The organism is Pseudomonas sp. MWU12-2037 (assembly GCF_023242345.1).
In the GTDB taxonomy this organism is placed as follows: domain Bacteria; phylum Pseudomonadota; class Gammaproteobacteria; order Pseudomonadales; family Pseudomonadaceae; genus Aquipseudomonas; species Aquipseudomonas gingeri_D.
The window spans coordinates 399,024-422,677 of record NZ_JALLIZ010000007.1; the positions used below are offsets into that span (position 1 = coordinate 399,024).

Genomic DNA, 23,654 nt, shown 5'->3' on the forward strand with positions numbered 1-23,654 from the left:
TTACGCACCTTCGAGGCTTTTCAATGGAAAAGATTGCCTTCAAACCGCTGTTGCTGGCGGCCACCCTGCTCGCCTGTACACCCTTGGCCCAGGCGGCCTCGACCCTGGTCTACTGCTCCGAAGCCAGCCCCGCCGGATTCGACCCGAGCCAGTACACCAGCGGCACCGACTTCGACGCCTCGGCCGAAACCGTGTTCAACCGCCTGGCCCAGTTCAAGCGCGGCGGCACCGAGGTCGAGCCCGGCCTGGCCACCCGTTGGGACGTTGCTCCGGACGGCCTGAGCTACACCTTTCATCTGCGCTCCGGCGTGAAGTTCCACACCACCGACGACTTCAAGCCGAGCCGCGACTTCAACGCCGAAGACGTGCTCTTCACCTTCCAGCGCCTGCTCGATGCCAATCATCCGTTCCGCAAGGCCTACCCTTCGGAATCGCCGTATTTCAGCGATATGGACCTCAACACCACGATCAAGAACGTCGAAAAACTCGACGAGCAGACCGTGCGCTTCACCCTGAACCATATCGACGCCGCCTTCGTGCAGAACCTGGCCATGAGCTTCGCCTCGATCCAGTCCGCCGAATACGCCGACAAGCTGCTCAAGGAAGGTCGCGCCGCCGACATCAACCAGAAGCCGGTGGGAACCGGGCCGTTCGTGTTCAAGCGCTACCAGAAGGACTCGCAGATCCGCTATGTGGCCAACAAGAACTACTGGAAACCCGAGGACGTCAAACTCGATAACCTGATCTTCGCCATCACCCCGGATGCCGCCGCCCGCCTGCAAAAACTCAAGGCCGGGGAATGCCAGGTCAGCGGCTACCCGCGCCCGGCCGATATCGAGATCATGAAGCAGGACAAGAACCTGGTGGTGCTCCAGCAGCCAGGTTTCAACCTCGGCTTCCTCGCCTACAACGTGACCCACAAGCCCCTGGACCAGCTGAAGGTCCGCCAGGCCCTGGACATGGCCATCGACAAGCCGGCGATCATCAAGGCCGTCTACCAGAGCGCCGGCCAACTGGCGCAGAACGCCTTGCCACCAGGCCAGTGGTCTTATGACCCGACCATCAAGGACGCGCCCTACGACCCGACCAAGGCCCGCGCGCTGCTCAAGGAAGCCGGCGTGGCCGAAGGCACCAGCATCGACCTGTGGGCGATGACCGTGCAAAGGGCCTCCAACCCCAACGCGCGGATGTCGGCGCAGATGATCCAGGCCGACTGGGCCAAGGTCGGGATCAAGGCCAATATCGTCAGCTATGAGTGGGGCGAGTACATCAAGCGCGCCAAGAACGGCGAGCATGACGTCATGATCTACGGCTGGACCGGCGACAACGGCGACCCGGACAACTGGCTCGGCGTGCTCTACAGCTGTGCCGCGGTCAAGGGCAGCAACTACGCGAAATGGTGCGACCCGGCCTATGATCAACTGATCCAGAAAGCCAAGCTCAGCAGCAACCATGACGAACGGGTCAAGCTCTACCAGCAGGCGCAGAAAGTCCTCAAGGAACAGGTGCCGATCACCCCGATCGCCAACTCGACGGTGTTCCAGCCGATGCGCAAGGAAGTGCACGACTTCAAGATCAGCCCTTTCGGCCTGACACCCTTCTACGGCGTGAGCCTGGGCCAGTAACTTAACGCCCCAACCGGGTGCGCCAGACGCCCCGGTTGCCCGCTTGAAGTGCGCCCCGCGCACCTGAAAAAACCCTCGAAACCTGTCAAATGCGTCAGAATTTACACATATGCGACATTCGTGTACGTTCGTGCCACTCTTTGAGGCTTCGCACGTCTCTGCATCTTGCAATGGGTATGGGGCCTGCATAAGTATCCGCAGGTCGACTCACGAGGTCGTCCTCAAAACCAAAAATGACAACAAATCATGAGGCCACCATGCTTAAAAAAGCAGTCATTCCGTTTTTAGTCGGCGCAGGCCTCTTGGCCAGCGCACCGTTCGCCGTCGCCGCGACTAACCTGGTGTTCTGCTCCGAAGGGAGCCCGGCCGGTTTCGATCCAGGCCTGTACACCGCCGGAACCGACTTCGACGCCTCCGCGGAAACCGTCTTCAACCGTCTGAGCCAGTTCGAACGTGGCGGCACCGCCGTGATTCCTGGCCTGGCGACCAGCTGGGACGTGACCCCGGACGGCCTGAGCTACACCTTCCATCTGCGTGAAGGCGTCAAGTTCCACACCACCGACTACTTCAAGCCGACGCGTAACTTCAACGCCGACGACGTGCTGTTCACCTTCAACCGCATGCTCGACAAGGACATGCCGTTCCGCAAGGCGTACCCGACCGAATTCCCGTACTTCACCGACATGGGCATGGACGGCAACATCACCAAGGTGGAAAAACTCGACGACAAGACCGTCAAGTTCACCCTGAAAACCGTGGACGCCGCGTTCATCCAGGACTTGGCGATGAGCTTCGCCTCGATCCAGTCCGCCGAGTACGCCGACAAGCTGCTCAAGGAAGGCAAGGCCAGCGACATCAACCAGAAGCCGATCGGCACCGGTCCGTTCGTGTTCAAGAGCTACCAGAAAGACTCCAACATCCGCTACACCGGGAACAAGGACTACTGGAAGCCTGAAGACGTCAAGGTCGACAACCTGATCTTCGCCATCACCACCGACCCGTCGGTACGCGCGCAGAAGCTCAAGAAAGGCGAATGCCAGATCACCGCCTACCCACGTCCGGCCGACATCGCCCCGCTCAAGGCCGATACCAGCCTGAAGATGCCTGAACAGGCCGGCTTCAACCTGGGTTACATCGCCTACAACGTGATGCCGGTCCTCAAGGACCAGACCGCCGCCAACCCCTTGGCTGACCTGCGCGTACGCCAAGCGCTGGACATGTCGGTGAACAAGAAGCAGATCATCGAATCGGTCTACCAGGGCGCCGGCCAACTGGCCGTCAATGCCATGCCGCCGACCCAATGGTCCTACGACACCACCGTCAAGGACGCCAAGTACGATCCGGAAAAAGCCAAGGAACTGCTCAAGGAAGCCGGCGTCAAGCCAGGCACCGAGATCACCCTGTGGGCCATGCCGGTCCAGCGTCCGTACAACCCCAACGCCAAGCTGATGGCTGAAATGCTCCAGTCCGACTGGAAGAACATCGGCCTCAACGTCAAGATCGTCAGCTACGAGTGGGGCGAATACCTCAAGCGGGCCAAGGGTGGCGAGCAGCAAGCCATGCTGATCGGCTGGAGCGGTGACAATGGGGACCCCGATAACTGGCTGGGCGTGCTGTTCGGCTGCGATGCGGTCAACGGCAACAACTTCTCGAAGTTCTGCTACAAACCTTTCGAGGACCTGATCAAGGAAGCCAAGTCGACCGCCGACCAGGGCAAACGCACCGAGCTGTACAAGCAGGCACAACACATCCTCAAAGACCAAGTCCCCTATACACCTATCGCACACTCGACGGTGTACCAACCCATGAGCGCCAAGGTGCAGGACTTCAAGATCAGCCCGTTCGGCTTGAACTCCTTCTACGGCGTCAGCGTCAGCAAGTGAGGTTGCGCGAAGACAGCGTCCTAGGACGTTGTCTTCGCCTCCCCGCCAGAATTGCAGGAATTGTCCGGAATCCGTCGGCGGAAACACGCAAACGGATGACCGCTGCACAGAGTTTTCCTACAGCTCTCTAAGGCTCTACGCATTTACCGCATCGACTTGGCCTCGTAACGTCAAGACTTCGCTGACATGCGTTCACGAGCGGCATTGCTGCATTCACTGACTTGATCGGCGAGAGTTCCCGTGTTCCCAACACGGCCATCGTTCGCCGATGACAATAACAAAAGGATTGGGACCGTCATGCGCCAGACCTTCACTTTATCCGCTTTGGTGGGAGCCGCCCTGTGGGCGGGTGCCCCTTTTGCCCAGGCTGCCGGCAGCCTGGTGTTCTGCTCCGAGGGCAGCCCGGCCGGGTTTGACACCGCGCAGTACACCACCGCCACCGACAACGATGCCGCCGAGCCGATCTACAACCGGCTGGTGGAATTCGTCAAGGGCGAGACCTCCGTCGCACCGGCGCTGGCCGAAAGTTGGGATATTTCAGCGGATGGCCTGGTGTATACCTTCCACCTGCGCCGTGGCGTGAAGTTCCACACCACCGCCTATTTCACACCGTCCCGCGACTTCAACGCCGACGACGTGGTGTTCACCTTCAACCGCATGCTCGATCCCGCGCAGCCGTTTCGCAAGGCCTACCCCACCGAGTTTCCGTACTTCAACGGGATGAGCCTGAACAAGAACATTGCCAAGGTCGAAAAGACCGGGCCGCTGACCGTGGTCATGACCCTCAATTCGGTCGACGCCGCGTTCATCCAGAATATCGCCATGAGCTTCGCCGCGATTCTCTCCGCCGAATACGCCGACCAGTTGCTCGCCGCCGGCAGACCCAGCGAGATCAACCAGAAGCCCATCGGTACCGGACCGTACGTGTTCCAGCGTTATCAGAAAGACGCGCAGATCCGCTACGTGGCCAACAAGCAGTACTGGGACCCGGACAAGGTCCAGCTCGACCAGCTGATTTTCGCCATCAACACCGATGCCTCGGTGCGGGTGCAGAAACTCAAGCGCGGTGAATGCCAGATCACCCTGCACCCGCGCCCCGCCGATGTCGACGGGCTGAAGAAAGACCCCAAGCTGCAGGTCATCCAGAAGCCCGGTTTCAACCTCGGCTATATCGCCTACAACGTGCAGCACAAACCCTTCGACCAGCTCCAGGTCCGCCAGGCGCTGGACATGGCGGTGAACAAACCGAGCATTCTCAATGCCGTCTACCAGGGCGCCGGGCAACTGGCGGTCAACGCCATGCCGCCGAGCCAGTGGTCCTACGACGAGAGCATCAAGGACGCGCCATACAATCCGGAAAAAGCCCGCCAGCTGCTCAAGGCCGCCGGCGTCAAGGAAGGCACCGAGATCACCCTCTGGGCCATGCCGGTGCAACGCCCGTACAACCCCAACGCCAAGCTGATGGCTGAAATGCTCCAGGCCGACTGGGCGAAGATCGGCCTGAAGGTGAAGATCGTCAGCTATGAATGGGGCGAGTACATCAAACGTACCAAGAATGGCGAACACGACATCAGCCTGATCGGCTGGACCGGTGACAATGGCGACCCGGACAACTGGCTCGGTACCCTCTACGGTTGCGACGCGATTGGCGGCAACAACTATTCAATGTGGTGCAACCCGCAATACGACAAGCTGATCAAACAGGCCAAACTCATCACCGACCACGATCAACGCGTGGCGCTCTACCAACAGGCCCAGCAGTTGCTCAAGCAACAGGTGCCGATTACACCCATCGCCCATTCGACGGTCAGCCAGCCGCTGAGCACCAGAGTCGAAGGTTTCAAGGTCAGTCCCTTTGGCCGGAACACATTCTCGGGCGTCAGTATCGAACAATAAAACCGTGACCCGCGCTGTGGGGGGCGAATTTCGCCCCTACACAAACTTGCAGCCGAAATTCGGCAAAACCCTGCCAAGCAAACGATTGCGTAAGCAAATAATGTGTCCACCAAAAAAGCCGGACCAGCCTAGAAGGCCGGTATTAAAAAAAGAAAATAAGGAGCTTTAACCTTGAAACTCTCTCAAAAAGCGTTGTTGGCTTTAGCGATCAGCAGCGCCACCGTGATGGCCCACGCTGAAACCCAGAGTCAGGATTTCGTACCGACGAGCCTGAGTTCGACCAATGCCCAGGAACAGACCAAGGGCTTTTTCGAAGATCAGAGCCTGAGCGGCCTGACCCGCAACTGGTATGCCAACGAGCAACTCAAGCGTGGTGGCAAGTTCCACTACAACGACCATGGTGTATTGACCCCTACCGACCGTCGTATCAACTGGCTGCAAGGCACCATCGTCAAGTACAACTCCGGCTTCACCGAGGGCACTGTTGGGGTCAGCACTGAAGTGGCGATGTATAACGTCGTCGCCCTGGAACGCGATACCGAACGCCTGGCTTCGGCCAATGGCGGCGCACCGATTCCAGGTGTCGGCGGCCTGGGCAACAACCGTACCTTGACCAAAGATGGCGGCGACGCGCAGGGCCAGTGGAGCAAGCTCGGCCTGGCCAACGTCAAGTTCCGCGTGTCGAACACCACCGTGACCGCCGGCCGGCAGAGCTACAGCACGCCGATCGTCGATGTGATGCCCAACCGCGTACTGCCCTCGAGCTTCGAAGGCGTGAGCATCCATAGCGAAGAGTTCAACAACCTGTCGTTCGACGCCGCCACCTTTGACCGGGTGTCGCCAAGAACCGAAGAGAGCCTGTCGAAATTCCGCTCCGAGTACACCAACATCGATGTCGAGACCGATCACGTCAACATGGCGGGGCTCAACTATCAGCCGTTCAAGAGCCTGAAAACCAGCCTCTACGTGTCCAACGTCGAAGACTTCTGGAACCAGTACTACTTCGGTGCCACCCATGAACTGGGCGACAGCTCGATCCTGGGCCTGACCACGGGCCTGAACTACTACAAGACCCTCGACACCGGCAAAAAGAAGATGGGTGAAATCAACAACGACGCCTACTCGCTGTCGTTCGGACTGACCCACCAGGCCCATAGCCTGACCTTCTCCTACCAGGAAATCGACGGTAACGAGTACTTCGACTACCTGCACGAAACCAACGGTATCTACCTGGCCAACTCCCTGCTGTCGGACTTCAACGGCCCGAACGAGAAGTCCTTCCAGATCGCCTACGGCCTGAACATGGCCGAGTACGGTGTTCCCGGGCTGAAGTTCAATATCTACCAGGCTCGTGGCTGGGGCATCGACGGGACTCACTACACCGGCACCGCTTACGCCGATGTGAAGAGCATGCATGACGAGAAGCACTACGAATATGGCATCGGCGCGTCCTATGCCATCCAGAGCGGCCCGCTCAAGGCCGCTTCGATCCGCGCCAACTACACCGCGCACCGTGCCACGGCCAACCAGGCCGACGGCAGCATCAACGAGTTCCGCCTGGTCACCACCATTCCATTCAACATTCTCTGACACCTGACTGCGCTGGGACCGATTCGACGAATCGGTCCCAGCGACTAATCTGGCTCAATCGATCAAGGAGGGTTTACATGAAGAAGCTTCCCCTGCGCGCCGCCATCGCGGCCGCCGTGTTCAGCGTGGCTATCGGTGTTTCCGCCAAACCCTTGGTGGTCTGTACCGAAGCCAGCCCGGAAGGTTTCGACCCGGTGCTCTACACCACCGCCGTCACCAGCGATGCCGCCGCTGAAACAATGTTCAACCGTCTGGTGGACTTCAAGCCCGGCACCACCGAGATCCAGCCGGCCCTAGCCGAAAGCTGGGAGATCAGCCCCGATGGCCTGCAATACACCTTTCACCTGAGAAAGGGTGTCAAGTTCCACACCACCGACTACTTCAAGCCGACCCGCGAGCTGAACGCCGACGACGTGGTCTGGAGCTTCCAGCGTCAACTGGATCCCAATAACCCATGGCATAAAGCGTCCACCGTCGGTTTTCCGTATTTCGAGAGCATGGACTTCCAGAACCTGCTCAAAAGCGTCGAGAAAGTCGACGACCTGACCGTGCGCTTCACCCTCAATCGTCCAGAAGCACCGTTCCTGTCCGACCTGGGCATGGCCTTCACCTCGATCCACTCCGCCGAATACGCCGACCAGTTGCTCAAGGCCGGCAAGCTCGACGAACTCAACAGCAAACCGATCGGCACCGGCCCGTTCATCTTCCAGCGCTATGCCAAGGACGCCCAGGTCCGCTTCAAGGCCAACCCGGAGTATTTCCGTGGCAAGCCGCCGGCGGACAGCCTGATCCTGGCCATCACCGTCGACAACAACACCCGCCTGCAGAAGCTCAAGGCCAACGAGTGCCAGGTCGCCCTGTACCCCAAACCCGATGACGTGCCGAACATCAAGGCCGATCCGAACCTGAAGATCGATGAGATGGCGGCCATGGCCACCGGCTACGTATCGATCAACACCGAACACAAGTACCTGAGCGATGTGCGGGTGCGCCAGGCCATCGAGCTGGCCCTGGACAAGCAGAACTACGTCGACACCCTGTACGGCAAGGGCAATGCCATCCCCGCAGTGAATCCCTACCCCTCGACCCTGCTGGGCTACAACAACAAGCTGAAGAACCCGGCCCAGGACCTGGACAAGGCTCGCGCCCTGCTCAAGGAAGCCGGCGTCCCCGAAGGCACGGTCTTTACCCTCTATACTCGCAACGGCGGCGGCCCGACCAACCCGAACCCGCAACTCGGCGCGCAACTGATGCAGGCCGACCTGGCCAAGGTCGGCATCAAGCTCGATATCCGCGTCATGGAGTGGGCCGAGATGCTCAAACGTGCGAAAAAAGGCGAGCACGACATGGTCTCCGCCGGCTGGAGCGGGGACAACGGCGACCCGGATAATTTCCTCAGCCCGCTATTGAGTTGCGAAGCGGCGAAAAACGGCGAAAACTACAGCCGCTGGTGCAATCCTCAGTTCCAGGCGCTGATCGACCAGGCTCGCGCCAAGACTGAACCCGCCCAACGTGCCGCACTCTATGAACAGGCCCTGGAGATCCTGCACAACCAGGTCCTGTGGGTGAACGATGCCCATCCGAAGATGTTTACCGCTATGCGCAAGAACGTAGAGGGCTACCACATGAGCCCGCTATCCACGAATAACTTCGCCACCACCCAGGTGAAGTAGAACAACAAACGCTCGTCGGTACCCGACCCCGGGTACTGATGAGCACGCCTAACCGGCTGATGAGGTACACCACACGATGTTTAGTTTTATTGCCCGCCGACTGGGGTTGCTGATCCCCACGTTCTTCGGCATCACGTTGCTGACTTTCGCGTTGATTCGCATGATCCCGGGCGATCCCGTGGAAGTCATGATGGGCGAGCGCCGGGTCGACCCGGAAATGCACGCCCAGGCGATGGAACGCCTCGGTCTTAACAAGCCGCTTTATGCCCAGTACATCGACTACGTCGGCAAGCTCGCCCATGGCGACCTCGGCGAGTCCCTGCGTACCCGCACCAGCGTGTGGACCGAGTTCACCACGCTGTTCCCCGCCACCCTGGAACTGTCCATGGCCGCCCTGCTGTTCGCCGGGGTCCTCGGACTGCTCGCCGGGGTGATTGCGGCCCTCAAGCGAGGGTCCCTGTTCGACCATGGGGTGATGGGGATCTCCCTGGCCGGCTATTCGATGCCGATCTTCTGGTGGGGCCTGATCCTCATCATGTTCTTCTCCGTGAGCCTGGGCTGGACCCCGGTGTCCGGACGCATCGACCTGCTCTACGACATCGAGCCGAGAACCGGCTTCATGCTGATCGATACCTTGCTCAGCGACCAGCCCGACGCGTTCTGGGATGCGCTGCACCATCTGATCCTACCGGCCATCGTGCTGGGCACCATCCCGCTGGCGGTGATCGCCCGGATGACCCGCTCCTCGATGCTCGAAGTATTGCGCGAAGACTACATCCGTACCGCCCGGGCCAAGGGCCTGTCGCCGGCGCGCGTGGTGTTCGTCCATGGCCTGCGCAACGCGCTGATTCCGGTGCTGACCGTGGTCGGCCTGCAAGTCGGCACCCTGCTGGCCGGCGCCGTGCTGACCGAAACCATCTTCTCCTGGCCCGGTATCGGCAAATGGCTGATCGAAGCCATCGGCGCCCGGGACTACCCCGTCGTACAAAACGGCATCCTGTTAATCGCCTGCCTGGTGATTGTGGTCAATTTCGTCGTGGACATCCTCTACGGCCTTGTCAATCCACGCATCCGCCACCAGCGCTGAGATCAAGATCATGAGTACTACTATTGCTTCGACCGCCGTCGATCAAAGCCTGCTGTACCCCTCTCCGTACAAGGAATTCTGGCAGCACTTCGCCAAGAACAAAGGCGCTGTCGCCGGCCTGCTGTTCATGTCGCTGGTGGTGTTCTGCGCGATCTTCGCCCCCTGGGTCGCCCCGCACGACCCGAGCGAACAGTTCCGCGACGCCCTGCTGACCCCGCCATCGTGGCTTGCCAGCGGCCAGATCCAGTACCTGCTGGGCACCGACGAACTGGGCCGCGACCTGCTCTCGCGGCTGATCCACGGTTCGCGCCTGTCGTTGCTGATCGGCCTGTCCTCAGTGGTGATGTCGCTGATCCCGGGCATCTTCATGGGCCTGCTGGCCGGTTTCTTCCCGCGCATCCTCGGTCCGACCATCATGCGCCTGATGGACATCATGCTGGCCCTGCCCTCGCTGCTGCTGGCCGTGGCGATTGTCGCCATCCTCGGCCCTGGCCTGATCAACACCGTGATCGCCATTGCCATCGTCTCGCTGCCGTCCTACGTGCGCCTGACCCGGGCCGCCGTCATGGGCGAACTGAACCGTGACTACGTGACCGCCGCACGCCTGGCCGGTGCCAGCCTGCCGCGCCTGATGTTCATCACCGTGCTGCCCAACTGCATGGCACCGCTGATCGTCCAGGCCACCCTGAGTTTCTCCTCGGCGATCCTCGATGCCGCCGCCCTGGGCTTCCTCGGTCTGGGCGTACAACCGCCCACCCCGGAGTGGGGCACCATGCTGGCCTCGGCCCGCGACTACATCGAGCGCGCCTGGTGGGTGGTCAGTCTGCCTGGCTTGACCATTTTGCTCAGCGTGCTGGCAATCAACCTGATGGGCGACGGCCTGCGCGATGCGCTGGACCCGAAACTCAAGAACGCCGCCTGAGGAGATTCCCATGTCACTGCTAGAAATCAAGAATCTCAACGTTCGCTTCGGCGACCAGACCGCCGTGCCGGTTGTCGACGGCCTCGACATCACGGTGGACAAAGGCGAAGTCCTGGCCATCGTTGGCGAGTCGGGCTCGGGTAAATCCGTGACCATGATGGCGCTGATGGGCCTGATCGAGCACCCTGGCATTGTCACCGCCGACGCCCTGCGCTTCGACGGCAAGGACATGCTCAAGCTCAGCGCCCGGCAACGTCGGCAGGTGGTCGGCAAGGACCTGGCGATGGTTTTCCAGGACCCGATGACCGCGCTGAACCCCAGCTACACAGTAGGTTTCCAGATCGAGGAAGTGCTGCGCCTGCACCTGAAGATGTCCGGCAAGGCGGCACGCAAGCGTGCCATCGAGCTGCTGGAAAAAGTCGAGATCCCGGGCGCCGCCAGCCGCATGGACGCCTACCCGCACCAATTGTCCGGCGGCATGAGCCAGCGCGTCGCGATCGCCATGGCGATTGCCGGCGAACCCAAGCTGCTGATCGCCGACGAACCGACCACCGCCCTGGACGTGACCATCCAGGCACAGATCATGGACCTGCTGCTCAGCCTGCAACAAGAGCAGAACATGGGCCTGGTGTTGATCACCCACGACCTCGCGGTCGTTGCCGAAACCGCCCAGCGGGTCTGCGTGATGTACGCCGGCCAGGCCGTGGAAGTCGGCATGGTGCCAGGCCTGTTCGATGTGCCGGCGCATCCGTACAGCGAAGCCCTGCTCAAGGCGATTCCGGAGCACAGCCTGGGGGCCGAGCGCCTGTCGACCCTGCCGGGCATCGTGCCCGGGCGTTATGACCGGCCGGTGGGTTGCCTGCTGTCGCCGCGCTGCCCCTACGTGCAGGAAAGCTGCCGGCAGCAGCGTCCGACCCTGGACCCGAAAGCCAAGAGCCTTGCCCGTTGCTTCTTCCCGCTGAACCAGGAGGTGGCGTAATGGCCGTCGTTCTCACCGCCCGCGACCTCACCCGTCACTACGAAGTCTCCCGTGGCCTGTTCAAGGGCCATGCGCTGGTGCGCGCCCTCAATGGCGTGTCGTTCGAGCTGGAAGCCGGCAAGACCCTCGCCGTGGTCGGCGAGTCGGGTTGCGGCAAATCCACCCTGGCCCGGGCCCTGACGCTGATCGAGGAGCCGTCGTCCGGCTCATTGAAAATCGCCGGGCAGGAAGTCGCCGGCGCCAACAAGGCCCAGCGCAAGCAACTGCGCAAAGATGTGCAGATGGTGTTCCAGAGCCCCTACGCGTCGCTCAACCCTCGGCAGAAGATCGGCGACCAGTTGGGTGAACCGCTGCTGATCAACACCCAGCTGTCCGCCGCCGAGCGTCGGGAAAAAGTCCAGGCGATGATGAAGCAGGTCGGCTTGCGCCCAGAGCACTATCATCGCTACCCGCATATGTTCTCCGGCGGCCAGCGCCAGCGGATCGCCCTGGCGCGGGCAATGATGCTGCAACCGAAAGTGCTGGTGGCGGACGAACCGACCTCGGCGCTGGACGTCTCGATCCAGGCCCAGGTACTGAACCTGTTCATGGACCTGCAGCAGCAGTTCAACACCGCCTACGTGTTCATCTCCCACAACCTGGCGGTGGTCCGTCACGTGGCCGACCAGGTGCTGGTGATGTACCTCGGTCGGCCGGTGGAAATGGGGCCAAAGGAAGATATCTACGCCCGTCCCCTGCACCCGTACACCCAGGCCCTGCTCTCGGCGACGCCGGCGATCCACCCGGACCCGTTGAAGCCGAAGATCAAGATCGCCGGTGAACTGCCCAACCCGCTCAATCCGCCGTCCGGCTGCGCCTTCCACAAGCGCTGCCCGTACGCCACCGAGCGTTGCAGCACGGAAGAGCCGGCCTTGCGTGAGCTCGACTCACGTCAGGTGGCCTGCCATTACGCGGAGCAATTCCTCGGCTGACGGGCAACAAAAAAGCGCTCTCCTGAGTAAGCGAGAGCGCTGAAAACGGTAGTACGGCCTCTTTCGTCGAGCGAGTTATTCGCTGGGCGCAAGGGGCTTTTTCATTCGTGCGACTCAGCTATCGCTGTCACTGTCTTCATCACTGTCACCTTGATCATCCGACCCGGGATCGGCTTTTTTGTCGGTGTCATCAGCGTAAAGCGCGTGCACCGCGGATTTCGAAGGAGAAACCGCTCCATGATCCGACACCGCATTACTGGCCCAGGCACTTGAAGCCCCCACCATCAACAACACCAGCACCTTGATCAGCAGCACGCTGCGTTGAAAAATTTTCATCGTCGCTTCCGTCCCTCTGTGGATAGATCACCAGCACCTTGCAGCCGACTTCAAGAAGCCAACGGCAACTTGTCTGAACCTAGACCCGTTGAACGGACTTTTCCATACTGGCTAGATGAAAACTGCTGGCTGGCGATAGAATTATTCTGAATTACAATTAGACTCAAAAAGAATATAGATCTTTTTGATTACCCTTCTCGGCGCTGCCTAAGCTCGATTTTTTTGCAACGCCCATAATAAAAAAACCCGCGGCCTGGGCAGCGGGTTTTTCAAAGGTGCGACAAATACCGCCGCGAGCAACGCCTTAGTGGTGTTCGCGCGTCGCGCGGAATTTCACGTCCGGCCAGCGCTCTTCCATCAGCGCCAGGTTGACCCGGGTCGGCGCCAGGTAGGTCAGGTGACCGCCGCCGTCCAACGCGAGGTTTTCCACGGCCTTGACCCGCAGCTCGTCGAGCTTCTTCTTGTCGCTGCAATCGATCCAGCGCGCGGACCACACGGTGATCGGCTCATAGGAGCACTCGACCTTGTATTCCTCTTTCAAGCGGCTGGCGACCACATCGAACTGCAGCACACCGACGGCGCCGAGGATGATGTCGTTGCTGCGCTCGGGGAAGAACACCTGGGTCGCGCCCTCTTCCGCCAACTGCTGCAAACCCTGGCGCAGTTGCTTGGACTTGAGCGGGTCACGCAGGCGCACGCGACGGAACAGTTCCGGGGCGAAGTGCGGAATACCGGTAAAGCCCAGGGCCTCACCCTCGGTGAAGGTGTCACCGATCTGGATGGTGCCGTGGTTGTGCAAGCCGATGATGTCGCCGGCATAGGCCTCTTCCAACTGCTCGCGCTCGGAGGAGAAGAAGGTCAGCGCATCGCCGATCCGCACGTCCTTGCCAGTCCGCACATGGCGCATTTTCATGCCCTTGTCGTACTTGCCCGAACAGATGCGCATAAAGGCGATCCGGTCGCGGTGCTTGGGGTCCATGTTCGCCTGGATCTTGAACACGAAACCGGCGAACTTCTCTTCCACCGGCTCCACGGTACGTTCGTTGGCGACTCGAGCCAGAGGCATCGGCGCCCAATCAACGACCGCGTCCAGCACGTGGTCAACACCGAAGTTGCCCAGGGCGGTGCCGAAGAACACCGGGGTCAGCTGACCGTCGAGGAACTCCTGCTGGTTGAACTCGTGGCAGGCCCCCTGCACCAGCTCCAACTGGTCGACAAAACGCTCGTACTCGTCACCCAGGTGCGCACGGGCTTCGTCGGAGTCGAGCTTCTCGATGATTTTCACATCGGTGCGTTCATGCCCGTGACCGGCGGTGTAGACAATGATGTAGTCGTCGGCCAGGTGGTAAACACCCTTGAAGTCACGGTAGCAACCGATCGGCCAGGTGATCGGCGCGGCCTTGATCTTCAGGACGGCTTCGATCTCGTCGAGCAGTTCGATCGGATCACGGATATCCCGGTCGAGCTTGTTGATAAAGCTGACGATGGGCGTGTCGCGCAGGCGGCAGACGTCCATCAGGGCGATGGTCCGTGGCTCGACGCCCTTACCGCCATCGAGGACCATCAGCGCCGAGTCGACCGCGGTCAGGGTGCGGTAGGTGTCTTCGGAGAAGTCTTCGTGGCCCGGGGTGTCGAGCAGGTTGATCATGTGATCGCGATACGGGAACTGCATGACCGACGTGGTAATCGAGATACCCCGTTGTTTTTCCATTTCCATCCAGTCGGAGGTGGCATGGCGGTCGGATTTACGGGATTTCACCGTGCCGGCCACCGCGATCGCCTTGCCCATCAGCAGGAGCTTCTCGGTGATGGTGGTTTTACCGGCATCGGGGTGGGAAATAATGGCGAAAGTGCGGCGTTTCGCGACTTCGGCGGCCTGGTGGGTCATGGGAAATCGCCTGGCAGGTGAGTCAAAAAAGGGCGGCGAGTATAGCGCAAACCGAGGCCCACGGACCACCGCTCACCCGTTTGCAGTGACTTCAAGGGTGGCTAAATACCGCCAACCATGGAACCTTTTAAAAGGTGGAGGCGTCCACTCCCCTGCTACCTGAATCGTACCGGGGGCTGAAATACCTGCAAGTCAGCCTGACGAGGCTGCGCTTATGGCTCGACCGCCTGCCGCTTTGCCGGCAGTGACGAGCTGCATTTCGCGAACATATTCGCCGACAGCCAGGAATGGCATTGCCGCTCGGGAATGTGCTCGCCGACTGAAATAAAGGAGTCCGCCTGTGGCTATTCGCTATGGCAAAGGGCTGATAGGAGGAGCGGTTGTCGTCGCTCTCCTGGCCCTGCTGGTCCACTGGATTGGCATCAACACGATCGAACTGTACCGCGACGATTTGTTGTTTTACCTGCAAGCTCACCTGATCCTGGTTCTTGTCTCCATGCTTGCCGCCCTGATCGTAGGGATTCCCGCCGGTATCCTGCTGAGCCGACCGAGCATGGTCGGGCGCGCGGAACGCTTCATGCAGATCTTCAATATCGGTAACACCGTCCCGCCCCTGGCCGTACTGGCCATCGCCCTCGGCGTGCTGGGCATCGGCAGCGGCCCGGCGATCTTTGCCCTGTTCCTCGCCTCCCTGCTGCCCATCGTGCGCAACACCTACGAAGGCCTGAAAAACGTCCAGGGTTCCCTGAAAGAAGCCGCTGTCGGCATCGGCATGACCCCGCGCCAGGTGCTCTTGCAGGTGGAACTGCCCAACGCCGTGCCGATCATCATCGGCGGTGTGCGGGTGGCCCTGGCGATCAACGTCGGTACCGCGCCCCTGGCGTTCCTGATCGGCGCCAACAGCCTGGGCAGCCTGATCTTCCCCGGCATCGCCCTGAACAATCAGCCGCAACTGCTACTCGGCGCCGCCTGTACCGCGCTGCTGGCCTTGCTGCTCGACGGCCTGGTGACCATGACCAGCCGCCTCTGGCTGGAACGCGGGTTGCGCCCGTCTTAAGGCTCGGCAAAGGAATCAACATGAAAAGACTGACTGCAATACTGGTCTGCGTCCTGCTGTGCACGGGAATTGCGCAAGCCGCTGAAAAACCGCTGATCCGCATCGGCGCCCGGGTCTTCACCGAACAGACCCTGCTGGCGGAAATCACCGCCCAGTACCTGCGCACCAAGGGCTACAACCCCCAGGTGACCGGCGGCCTGGGTAGCAACCTGGCGCGTAGCGCCCAGGAAAGCGGGCAACTGGACCTGATCTGGGAATACACCGGCGTGTCGCTGGTGGCCTACAACCATGTCGACGAAAAACTCGACAGCGAACAGTCCTACGTAAGGGTCAAGGAGCTCGACGCGAAAAAAGGCCTGGTCTGGCTGGCGCCGTCAAAGTTCAGTAACACCTACGCCCTGGCCCTGCCGGAGAAGGTGGCCAAGCAATACCCGCGGATCAACAGCATCAGCGACCTGACCCAGGCCCTGGCCGAAGACAGCCAGGAAAACCGCCTGGTGGCCCTGGACACCGAGTTCGCCAACCGTTCCGACGGCATGGCCGGCATGGTCAAGCTGTACCAGATGAACCTGACCCGCAAGAACACCCGGCAGATGGACGCCGGCCTGGTCTACACGGCGCTACGCAACGACCAGGTATTTGCCGGCCTGGTCTACACCACCGACGGTCGCCTCAACGCCTTCAAATTGAAGCTGCTGGACGACGACAAGCATTACTTCCCGGACTACACCGCCGCACCGGTGGTGCGCCAGGTCTATCTCGACGCCCATCCGCAACTGGCCGCCGATCTCAAGCCACTGGCGGCGCTGTTCGACAACGACACCATGCGCCAGTTGAATGCGCGGGTCGATGTCGACCATGAAAGCCCGTTCGCCGTGGCCGCCGATTTCCTGCGCCAACATCCGATCAACTGAGGAGAAGACATGGAATTTCTCAACGCCTTTTCCCATCTCGACTGGACACAGGTCCTGCATCTGACCTGGCAGCACATCACCCTGGTGGGCATCGCCGTCATTCTCGCGATTGTCGTCGGCGTCCCCCTGGGCGTGCTGATGACCCGCTTCCCCACCCTGGCCGGGCCACTGCAAGCCAGCGCCACCGTGCTGTTGACCGTGCCGTCCATCGCCCTGTTCGGCCTGCTGCTGCCGTTCTACTCCAGGTTCGGCCAGGGCCTGGGACCGCTGCCGGCGATCAGCGCCGTGTTTCTCTATTCCCTGCTGCCGATCATGCGCAACACCTACCTGGCCCTGACCGGTGTCGAGCCGGGTATCCGCGAAGCCGCGCGGGGCATCGGCATGACCTTCGGCCAGCGCCTGCGCATGGTCGAGCTGCCCATCGCGGTGCCGGTGATCCTCGCCGGTGTCCGCACCGCCGTGGTGATGAATATCGGTGTCATGACCATCGCCGCCACCATCGGTGCCGGTGGCCTGGGGGTACTGATTCTGGCCGCCATCAGCCGCAGTGACATGTCGATGCTGATCGTCGGTGCCGTCCTGGTCAGCCTCCTGGCCATCGCCGCCGACCTGCTCCTGCAATGGCTGCAACGCACGCTGACTCCAAAAGGACTGCTCAAATGATCGAACTTCAAAACCTGACCAAGACCTTTCAAAGCAACGGAAAGACCATCACCGCCGTTGATTCCGTGAGCCTGACCGTCAACGAAGGCGAGATCTGTGTATTCCTCGGCCCTTCGGGTTGCGGCAAGAGCACCACGCTGAAGATGATCAACCGCCTGATCAAGCCCACCTCGGGCAAGATCCTGATCAACGGCGAAGACACCACCGACCTCGACGAGGTGACCCTGCGGCGCAATATCGGTTATGTGATCCAGCAGATCGGCCTGTTCCCCAACATGACCATCGAGGAAAACATCGTGGTGGTGCCGAAACTGCTGGGCTGGGACAAGCAGAAATGCCACGACCGCGCCCGCGAGTTGATGAGCATGATCAAGCTGGAGCCCAAGCAGTACCTGCATCGCTACCCCCGTGAGTTGTCCGGTGGACAGCAACAGCGGATCGGTGTGATCCGCGCCCTGGCGGCCGATGCGCCATTGCTGCTGATGGATGAACCGTTCGGCGCGGTCGACCCGATCAACCGCGAGATGATCCAGAACGAGTTCTTCGAGATGCAGCGGGCGCTGAACAAGACCGTGATCATGGTCAGCCACGATATCGACGAAGCCATCAAGCTGGGTGACAAGATCGCAATCTTCCGCGCCGGCAAGCTGTTGCAGATCGACCACCCGGACACCCTGCTGGCCCACCCGGCCGACGATTTCGTCAGCAGTTTTGTCGGCCAGGACAGCACCCTCAAGCGCCTGCTGCTGGTGAAAGCCGAAGACGCGGCGGACAACGCTCCCTCGGTAAGCCCGGAGACCCCGGTGGCCGATGCCCTGGAACTGATGGACGAACATGACCGTCGCTACGTGGTGGTCACCGACGCCGGGAACAAGGCGTTGGGTTATGTAAGACGTCGCGACCTGCACCGTCAGACCGGGACCTGCGCGCAGTTCCTGCGCGAGTTCAACGCCACGGCGGCCTACGACGAGCACCTGCGCATCCTGTTGTCGCGGATGTACGAGTTCAATCGTTCGTGGCTGCCGGTGATGGACGCCGAGCGGGTGTTCCTTGGCGAAGTGACCCAGGAGTCGATTGCCGCCTACCTGAGTTCCGGGCGTTCGCGCGGGGCCAAGACCAGTATCGTCTCGCCCGCTGAAGTGGCCATGGCCTGAGACCATCGGTCAGTGATCGGGAACATCAGACTGTCATCCGGGTCGGTTAAACAGGTGACTGATCCGGGCTACGCGACGGGCGCGTGTAAAAACGCGACATTTTTAGTTGATCTCAAGCCCCTCAAGTCCTAAAGTTCGCGCCGAACGTCCATGCTGGAAACGATCCATCCGGCTCAAGTACTGACGACGAGACAGCAAGGCCAAGGGAAGCGGTTGTTCCCATGGCCTTTTTGCTTTCGGCGACATGCCTTGGGAAGTAGGCGAACCAAAGTGGGGATACGGAGGACGTTCATTTGCACCCATTGATCAATCTAGTTTGCCAGTAGGAGTTCCCAGCATGTCGATTCAGGTCGAAGACTATTTCGCGCGCGCCACTTTTGACAAAATGAAGGCGTTCGCCGACCAGCAAGAAACCCCGTTCGTGGTGATCGACACCGCGATGATCAGCCAGGCCTACGATGACCTGCGCGCCGGTTTCGAATTCGCCAAGGTCTATTACGCCGTCAAGGCCAACCCGGCTGTCGAGATCATCGACCTGCTGAACAAGAAAGGCTCCAGCTTCGACATCGCGTCGATCTACGAGCTGGACAAGGTCCTGGGCCAGGGCGTCACCCCCGACCGTATCAGCTACGGCAACACCATCAAGAAATCCAAGGACATCCGCTACTTCTACGAGAAGGGCGTGCGTCTGTTCTCCACCGACTCCGAAGCCGACCTGCGCAATATCGCCAAGGCCGCCCCGGGCTCGAAAGTCTATGTGCGCATCCTCACCGAAGGCTCGACCACCGCTGACTGGCCTCTGTCGCGCAAGTTCGGCTGCCAGACCGACATGGCCATGGACCTGCTGATCCTCGCCCGCGACCTGGGCCTGGTGCCTTACGGCGTGTCCTTCCACGTCGGTTCGCAGCAGCGCGATATCAGCGTCTGGGACGCGGCGATCGCCAAGGTCAAGGTGATCTTCGAACGCCTGAAGGAAGAAGACGGCATCCACCTGAAGCTGATCAACATGGGTGGCGGCTTCCCGGCCAACTACATCACCCGTACCAACAGCCTGGAAACCTACGCGGAAGAAATCATCCGTTTCCTCAAGGAAGACTTCGGCGACGACCTGCCGGAAATCATCCTGGAACCGGGCCGTTCGCTGATCGCCAACGCCGGTATCCTGGTCAGCGAAGTGGTACTGGTCGCGCGTAAATCCCGTACCGCCGTCGAGCGCTGGGTGTACACGGATGTGGGCAAATTCTCCGGCCTGATCGAAACCATGGACGAGGCGATCAAGTTTCCGATCTGGACCGAGAAGAAAGGCGAGATGGAAGAAGTGGTCATCGCCGGCCCTACCTGCGACAGCGCCGACATCATGTATGAAAACTACAAGTACGGCCTGCCCCTGAACCTGGCCATCGGCGACCGCCTGTACTGGCTGTCCACTGGCGCCTACACCACCAGCTACAGCGCCGTGGAATTCAATGGCTTCCCGCCGCTGAAATCCTTCTACGTGTGATGCGCCGGGCCGCTGAAAGGCGGCCTTGCGGACACCGCGCGTTGCTCCCGAAAGGCCCGTGAACCCTCACGGGCCTTTTCTATTTCACATGCTGCAAAACCTTTCGAAGCGGTGTACTGTTGCCCTGTGGAATTTGGTGGGTACAGTAACCACCAAACCCCAACGACAAGGAACGTCGTCTTGAATAGCCGACAGCTGATCAGGCTTATCGAAGCGGACGGTTGGTATCTGGTCAGGATCAAGGGCAGTCACCACCATTTCAAGCACCTGTACAAGCCAGGGCTGGTGACCATCCCCCATCCGAAGAAGGACCTACTGACCAAGACAGTCAACAGCATCCTGAAACAAGCACAGTTGCAAGCAGGAGACCATCATGCTTTTCCCCATTGCGATTCAACCCGGTGACGAGCAACACGCCTGGGGCGTAGAGGTTCCAGATATTCCGGGCTGCTTCTCGGCGGGCGAGGACCTGGACGATGCCCTGGCCATGGCCCGTGAAGCCATCGAAGGACACCTGGAAATTCTCGCCGAGGACGACGCGCCCATCCCTCGGGCGGGCACCGTGACCCAGCACGCGAAAAACCCGGACTACGCAGGTTGCATCTGGGCACTGGTGGACATCGATATCACCCAGTACCTGGGCAAGTCGGAAAAACTCAATATCACCTTGCCCGGTTACCTGTTGAGCCGTATCGACGCTTACGTGCGCAATCATCCCGAGCAGAAGAGTCGGTCGGGCTTCCTGGCCACGGCGGCCTTACGCATATTGCAAGGCGCCTGAGCCCAACCCACCCGCTCGTGCATCGACCCAAGCCCCGCTCCTGCTCAGGAACGGGGCTTTTGTCCGTTTTGTCACACGAAAAAAACGCCGTTAATATGAATTCGTCGCATTCTCACAAACACACGGCATAATGCACGCCGTGAGAATCACTTCGAGAAAGCAAGGCGGTCGCCGTGTTGAAGAAAACACTGTTCCAATTGCACTGGCTGTTCGGCATCACTGCCGGGCTGGTGCTGGCTTTCATGGGCATTACCGGAGCCATGGTGTCGTTCCAGGACGAACTGCTAGGCCTGCTCAACCCCGACGTCCTGCAACTCGAAGTACCGGAGCACGCTGAAGCCCTGCCCCCCGCCGAACTGGTGCGCAGGCTCGAAGCCCGCGAAGGCAAGACCGTCGCCATGCTCTGGGTTTCCCCCCATGGCGACAACGCCGCGCGGGTCGCCTTCACACCCGCGCCCGGTGAACGCCGTGGGCAGATGCGCTATTTCGACCCCTACACCGGCGAGTACCAGGGTGACGCGCAAGGCCAGGACTTCTTCGCCCTGGTATTGCAACTGCACCGTTTTCTCGCCCTGGGCGATACCGGCCGGCAGATCACCGGCGCATGCACCCTGATGCTGCTGTTCTTCTGCCTTTCCGGGCTCTATCTGCGCTGGCCGCGCCAGGCCCTGAACTGGCGGGTCTGGCTGACCCTCGACCGGGCGAAAAAAGGTCGCGCCTTCAACTGGAACCTGCACGCGGTCGCCGGCACCTGGTGCCTGCTGCTCTACCTGCTGTCGGCGCTGACCGGCCTGTTCTGGTCCTACGAGTGGTACAGCGACGGGCTGAACAAACTGCTGGCCGACTCACCGATCCAGCATCGCGGCGGTGGGCAGCGCAAACCGGCATCCAGCGGCCCGGCGCCAAGCGCCGACTACGACGCGATCTGGGCCAGTATCCAGCGGGCCACGGGCCCCGACCTCAGCGCCTACAACATCCGCATGCCGGCGGTGGCCGGGCAACCGGCGACGGTCTACTACCTGCTCAAGGATTCGCCCCATGAGCGGGCCCTCAACCAGATCAACCTGGACCCGGCCACGGGTGTGATCAGCGACCAGCTGCGCTACGCCGACCAAAGCTTCAAGGCACAGTTGCTGACCAGCCTCTACGCGCTGCACACCGGCGGCTACTTCGGGATCACCGGGCGAGTCCTGCTGACCCTGTCGAGCCTGACCATGCCGCTGTTCTTCGTCACCGGCTGGCTGCTGTACCTCGATCGGCGGCGCAAGAAACGCCAGGTCAAGCAAGCCCGCCTGGACCTGGAGCCACAAGACGGCGAGACCTCCGCCTGGCTGATCGGTTTTGCCAGCCAGAGCGGTTTCGCCGAACAGATGGCCTGGCAGAGTGCCGGTCAGTTGCAGGCCGCTGGCGTGCCGGTGCGGGTCAGCCCGCTGGCCGACATCAATGAGCGGGACCTGCGCGAGTCGCAGCATGCGCTGTTTGTCGTCAGCACCTTCGGCGACGGCGAGGCACCGGACAGTGCGCGCGGTTTCGAACGCAAGGTACTCGGCCAGCCGCTGTCCCTCGGCACCCTGAACTATTCGGTACTGGCCCTGGGCGACCGGCAGTACCAACACTTCTGCGGTTTCGCCCAACGCCTGCATCGGTGGCTGGAAGCGCGTGGCGGCAATACCCTGTTCGCCCCGGTCGAAGTCGACAACGGCGATCCCTACGCCCTGCGCTATTGGCAACAGCAACTCAACCAACTGACCGGCGGCACGCCTCCGGTGGCCTGGCAGGCACCGGGTTTCGCCAACTGGACCTTGCGCCAGCGCGACCTGCTCAACCCGGGCAGCGCCGGTTCCGCCGTCTACCTGCTGGGCCTGACGACCGAGACGGCGACCCCATGGCAAGCCGGTGACCTGGTGGAAATCCTCCCACGCCAGAGTGCCCTGGCAGTGGAACGCTTCCTCGCCGGACTCGGACTTGACGCCGACACTCCGGTACAACTCGACGGTTTGCAGGAAAGCCTCGCCCAGGCCCTGGGAGCACGCCAGTTGCCGGAGAACCGGGCTCATCTGGTCGGCCTGCATGCCCAGGCCCTAGTGGATGCGCTGATACCGCTGAGCCCGCGCGAATACTCCATCGCCTCCATTGAAAGCGATGGGCAACTGGAGTTGATCGTGCGCCAGGAGCGCCACGCTGATGGCAGCCTGGGCCTGGGTTCCGGGTGGTTGACCGAGCATGCGGCGCCGGGCGCCGGTATCAGCCTGCGGCTGCGGCGCAACAGTGGTTTCCATTTGCCGACGGCGCCGTGCCCGTTGATTCTGCTGGGCAACGGTACGGGCCTGGCAGGCTTGCGCAGCTTGCTCAAGGCGCGCATTGCCGATGGCCAGAGGGACAACTGGTTGTTGTTCGGCGAGCGCAATATCGCCCATGACTTCCACTGCGGGGAAGAACTGAAAGGCTGGCTGGCCAGCGGTGACCTGGCGCGCCTGGACCTGGCGTTTTCCCGTGACCAGGCAGAAAAGATCTATGTCCAGGATCGCCTGCGCGCAGCGGCGGATGAACTGCGCCAATGGCTGGCGAACGGTGCGGCGATCTATATCTGCGGCAGCTTGCAGGGGATGGCGACGGGGGTCGATCAGGTGCTGCTGGAGTTGCTCGGGGCCGAGGCCGTCGAGCAATTGATCGAGCAAGGACGTTATCGGCGGGATGTGTACTGACGGCTACACCGAGACACCGCGTTATCGTT

Annotated in this window: 19 protein-coding genes; 17 read left to right on the forward strand and 2 right to left on the reverse strand. The window is 61.1% G+C overall.

Annotated features, from left to right (window positions below):
* Positions 1–23 precede the first annotated feature (23 nt).
* The 9 genes from M5B42_RS16200 to M5B42_RS16240 all read left to right on the forward strand — a co-directional run bounded on the left by M5B42_RS16200 (position 24) and on the right by M5B42_RS16240 (position 12,626).
* The gene (locus tag M5B42_RS16200; protein WP_248746394.1) at positions 24–1,625 is read left to right on the forward strand and encodes an ABC transporter substrate-binding protein; all 1,602 of its coding nucleotides are present in this window, start codon (positions 24–26) and stop codon (positions 1,623–1,625) included.
* 257 nt (positions 1,626–1,882) lie between these two features.
* Positions 1,883–3,508: an ABC transporter substrate-binding protein gene (locus M5B42_RS16205; RefSeq protein ID WP_248746395.1), complete on the forward strand. Its 1,626-nt coding sequence runs from the start codon at positions 1,883–1,885 to the stop codon at positions 3,506–3,508.
* Positions 3,509–3,805: 297 nt separating this feature from the next.
* Positions 3,806–5,404, forward strand: a complete 1,599-nt coding sequence (locus M5B42_RS16210; RefSeq protein WP_248746396.1) for an ABC transporter substrate-binding protein — start codon at positions 3,806–3,808, stop codon at positions 5,402–5,404.
* Positions 5,405–5,575: 171 nt separating this feature from the next.
* Positions 5,576–6,994 carry an OprD family porin gene (locus M5B42_RS16215; protein WP_248746397.1) on the forward strand — a complete coding sequence of 473 codons (1,419 nt, stop codon included), beginning with the start codon at positions 5,576–5,578 and terminating at the stop codon, positions 6,992–6,994.
* A gap of 77 nt (positions 6,995–7,071) precedes the next feature.
* A complete protein-coding gene (locus tag M5B42_RS16220) occupies positions 7,072–8,667 on the forward strand; it encodes an ABC transporter substrate-binding protein (RefSeq protein ID WP_248746398.1) in 1,596 nt (531 codons plus the stop codon).
* Positions 8,668–8,743: 76 nt separating this feature from the next.
* Entirely contained in the window at positions 8,744–9,754 is a 1,011-nt protein-coding gene (locus tag M5B42_RS16225) for an ABC transporter permease subunit (RefSeq protein ID WP_100941231.1), read from the forward strand.
* 10 nt (positions 9,755–9,764) lie between these two features.
* Positions 9,765–10,676: an ABC transporter permease subunit gene (locus tag M5B42_RS16230; RefSeq protein WP_103494718.1), complete on the forward strand. Its 912-nt coding sequence runs from the start codon at positions 9,765–9,767 to the stop codon at positions 10,674–10,676.
* A gap of 10 nt (positions 10,677–10,686) precedes the next feature.
* Positions 10,687–11,655, forward strand: coding sequence for an ABC transporter ATP-binding protein (locus tag M5B42_RS16235; protein ID WP_103494717.1), 969 nt, complete (start codon positions 10,687–10,689; stop codon positions 11,653–11,655).
* Positions 11,655–12,626 (forward strand): peptide ABC transporter ATP-binding protein, encoded by a 972-nt coding sequence (locus M5B42_RS16240; protein ID WP_103494716.1) that lies wholly within the window; start codon positions 11,655–11,657, stop codon positions 12,624–12,626. The genes M5B42_RS16235 and M5B42_RS16240 overlap by 1 nt, the downstream gene beginning before the upstream one ends.
* Positions 12,627–12,740: 114 nt before the next feature.
* Here the strand turns inward: M5B42_RS16240 and M5B42_RS16245 are convergent, their stop codons facing one another.
* A complete protein-coding gene (locus tag M5B42_RS16245) occupies positions 12,741–12,962 on the reverse strand; it encodes a hypothetical protein (RefSeq protein WP_248746399.1) in 222 nt (73 codons plus the stop codon).
* Positions 12,963–13,266: 304 nt separating this feature from the next.
* Positions 13,267–14,850, reverse strand: coding sequence for a peptide chain release factor 3 (locus tag M5B42_RS16250; RefSeq protein WP_248746400.1), 1,584 nt, complete (start codon positions 14,848–14,850; stop codon positions 13,267–13,269).
* Positions 14,851–15,190: 340 nt separating this feature from the next.
* Here M5B42_RS16250 and M5B42_RS16255 point away from each other — a divergent pair, with 340 nt between their 5' ends.
* The 8 genes from M5B42_RS16255 (at position 15,191) to M5B42_RS16290 (ending at position 23,625) form a co-directional block, all read left to right on the forward strand.
* Entirely contained in the window at positions 15,191–15,907 is a 717-nt protein-coding gene (locus M5B42_RS16255) for an ABC transporter permease (protein WP_103494714.1), read from the forward strand.
* Positions 15,908–15,927: 20 nt separating this feature from the next.
* Entirely contained in the window at positions 15,928–16,821 is an 894-nt protein-coding gene (locus M5B42_RS16260; protein ID WP_248746401.1) for a glycine betaine ABC transporter substrate-binding protein, read from the forward strand.
* 9 nt (positions 16,822–16,830) lie between these two features.
* Positions 16,831–17,484, forward strand: coding sequence for an ABC transporter permease (locus M5B42_RS16265; protein ID WP_248746402.1), 654 nt, complete (start codon positions 16,831–16,833; stop codon positions 17,482–17,484).
* A complete protein-coding gene (locus tag M5B42_RS16270) occupies positions 17,481–18,638 on the forward strand; it encodes a betaine/proline/choline family ABC transporter ATP-binding protein (protein ID WP_248746403.1) in 1,158 nt (385 codons plus the stop codon). Before M5B42_RS16265 ends, M5B42_RS16270 begins: the two co-directional genes overlap by 4 nt.
* Before the next feature lie 337 nt (positions 18,639–18,975).
* Complete coding sequence (locus tag M5B42_RS16275) at positions 18,976–20,139, forward strand: type III PLP-dependent enzyme (RefSeq protein WP_103494710.1); 1,164 nt, start codon at positions 18,976–18,978, stop codon at positions 20,137–20,139.
* Between the two features lie 180 nt (positions 20,140–20,319).
* Positions 20,320–20,544 (forward strand): type II toxin-antitoxin system HicA family toxin, encoded by a 225-nt coding sequence (locus M5B42_RS16280; protein WP_100941219.1) that lies wholly within the window; start codon positions 20,320–20,322, stop codon positions 20,542–20,544.
* Positions 20,513–20,920, forward strand: a complete 408-nt coding sequence (locus M5B42_RS16285; RefSeq protein ID WP_100941218.1) for a type II toxin-antitoxin system HicB family antitoxin — start codon at positions 20,513–20,515, stop codon at positions 20,918–20,920. Before M5B42_RS16280 ends, M5B42_RS16285 begins: the two co-directional genes overlap by 32 nt.
* Positions 20,921–21,093: 173 nt before the next feature.
* Entirely contained in the window at positions 21,094–23,625 is a 2,532-nt protein-coding gene (locus tag M5B42_RS16290; RefSeq protein ID WP_248746404.1) for a sulfite reductase flavoprotein subunit alpha, read from the forward strand.
* Positions 23,626–23,654: the final 29 nt, after the last annotated feature.